The 2,013-nt window shown below is 63.5% G+C and carries 2 protein-coding genes; one reads left to right on the forward strand and one right to left on the reverse strand.

Translation table 11 applies throughout. The features are described from left to right. Positions 1 to 44: 44 nt before the first annotated feature. Positions 45 to 977, reverse strand: coding sequence for an amino acid ABC transporter substrate-binding protein (locus B552_RS0126785; protein WP_019452142.1), 933 nt, complete (start codon positions 975 to 977; stop codon positions 45 to 47). A gap of 488 nt (positions 978 to 1,465) precedes the next feature. Here B552_RS0126785 and B552_RS27990 point away from each other — a divergent pair. After that, on the forward strand, positions 1,466 to 2,013 hold a 548-nt coding region (locus B552_RS27990; RefSeq protein WP_035880439.1), incomplete at its 3' end, for an ATP-binding cassette domain-containing protein.

Here is a 2,013-nt window from a genome sequence, read left to right on the forward strand (position 1 = left end):
CACTCGTGGGAGAGGGGAGCGAGGTAGGTGCCAGGATCAGCATCTCAATCAGCTACCTTGTCGCTCGGGAACTTGAACGAATCTCGCAGCAGGTAGCTCATCGGGATATCCAGCGTGATCCCGTGGGGCGGGATCGGCTGCTGGAACCACTTGCGGTAGAGCTTTTGCGTGTCCTGGTCGTAGATGGCGCTGACCATGGCCTTGTCGACGATCTTCTTGAACTCGGTGTCGTTCTTGGACAGCATGATCGCGTACGGTTCGATCGTCAGCAGGTCGCCGGTGACGGTGAACGATGCCGGGGTCTTCGCGTTGGCGCGCAGGCCGAACAGCAGCACGTCATCCATCACGAACGCGTCGGCGCGGCCCGATTCCACCATGGCAAAAGCTTCGGCATGGTCCTTGGCTTCCACGACCTTCCAGCCCATGGCGCCGGATTCGTCCATCTTCCGGAGCATTGCCAACGGGGTCGTGCCGGTGGTGGAGGCGACTGTCTTGCCGCGCAGGTCGCTCCAGTTGCGGATGCCGGAATTGGCCTTGACCAGCATGCGGCTGCCGGCGATGTAGTGCGGAATCGTGAAGGCCACCTGTTCGCGGCGCTCGCGGTTATTGGTTGTCGATCCGCATTCGAGATCGGCCTTGCCGTCCACGATGGCCTGGATGCGATTGGCCGGCGTCACCGGCACCCATTCCACGCGCAGTTGCGGCAGCTTGAGCTGCGTGCGCACGGCGTCCGCCACCTTCAGGCACAGGTCGACGGCATATCCCACCGGCTTGCCGTCCGCAATGAACGAGAACGGCACGGAGCTTTCCCGATGTGCGATGCGGATGGCGCCGGTCTGCTGGATGCGCAGTACGACGGAGTTGGACGCCGCCTGTGCCGCCGGTACGGCCGGCAGGCTCAGCAGTGCGGCAATGGAAAGTACGACAGACGCAAGGCCTCGTGACGAGGCGCGGCGTGGCAGGCCCGAATTGGTCATGGATGACATCCGTCGAAAATAGTCAGAAATAACCCAGGCGGCGCGTGGCCGCCGATTGGCCGGATCGTTCCGGCTCTGTGTTCCGTGGTACTTCGTGGTGCTGCTCTTGTTGTGCTTCTTGTTGTGCGTTCGGAGAAGTCCGACGTCGCCGATTGTTCCACGGGCGGCGGCGGAGACACAACTGCAATTGCTAGTCGCCCGCCTCAAGGCCTTGCAGGCGTTCCCGGTACGCAACGCTTCGGTCTGACCCGGGTTGACGGGGGCTTTCCCTTACGGACTTATCCGACTTCTGGGGCGTGCGGGGAGTGGATATTCTTCAATCGTGCCTTGCGAGCAGGGCACCGAGGAGAGACTCTTGGGCCCGTGTGCGAACGGGCCCTTCTTTTTTTTGGGCGCGAGAGCGGGGTGCCGTCAGGCGATTCCATGACTCGGGGTTCGGCGGCCCGGCGACTCGTCTACAATCTTGGGCCTACTCCGTCTTACCCATCATGGCCCTGTTTTCCATTTCCGATGCCCAACTGGCCTTCGGCCACGTGGCATTGCTCGACCACACCGATTTTTCCATTGAAGCAGGCGAACGCGTCGGCCTGATCGGCCGCAACGGCACGGGAAAGTCGTCGCTGCTGCGGATCGTGGCCGGCACGTCGGCGCCCGATGACGGCCTGATTGCGCGCCAGAGCGGCGTGACTTCCACATATGTGGCGCAAGAGCCGCAATTTGAGCCGGGTTTGACCGTGTTCGACGCGGTAAGCCAGGGGATGGGCGAGGCCCACGACCTGCTGCTGCGTTATGACGCCGCGCTCGAGAAGCTGGAAACCCACAACGACGAAGCCACGCTGGCCGAACTGCACCGTGTGCAGGCCGAGCTGGACGCCGCCGACGCCTGGAAGCTGCGCACCCGCGTGGAAACCACGCTGGCCAAGCTTGGGCTCGACCCCCATGTGCGCGTGGACGCGCTTTCGGGCGGCCTGCAGAAGCGGGTAGCGCTGGCACAGGGCCTGGTTGCCGAACCGGACATCCTGCTGCTCGACGAGCC

The sequence above is a fragment of the Cupriavidus sp. BIS7 genome (assembly GCF_000292345.1).
Lineage (GTDB): Bacteria > Pseudomonadota > Gammaproteobacteria > Burkholderiales > Burkholderiaceae > Cupriavidus.

Excerpts from the sequence above, each read along its gene's own strand:
- B552_RS0126785 (WP_019452142.1), bottom strand. The coding sequence starts at position 977 with ATGACCAATTCGGGCCTGCCACGCCGCGCCTCGTCACGAGGCCTTGCG.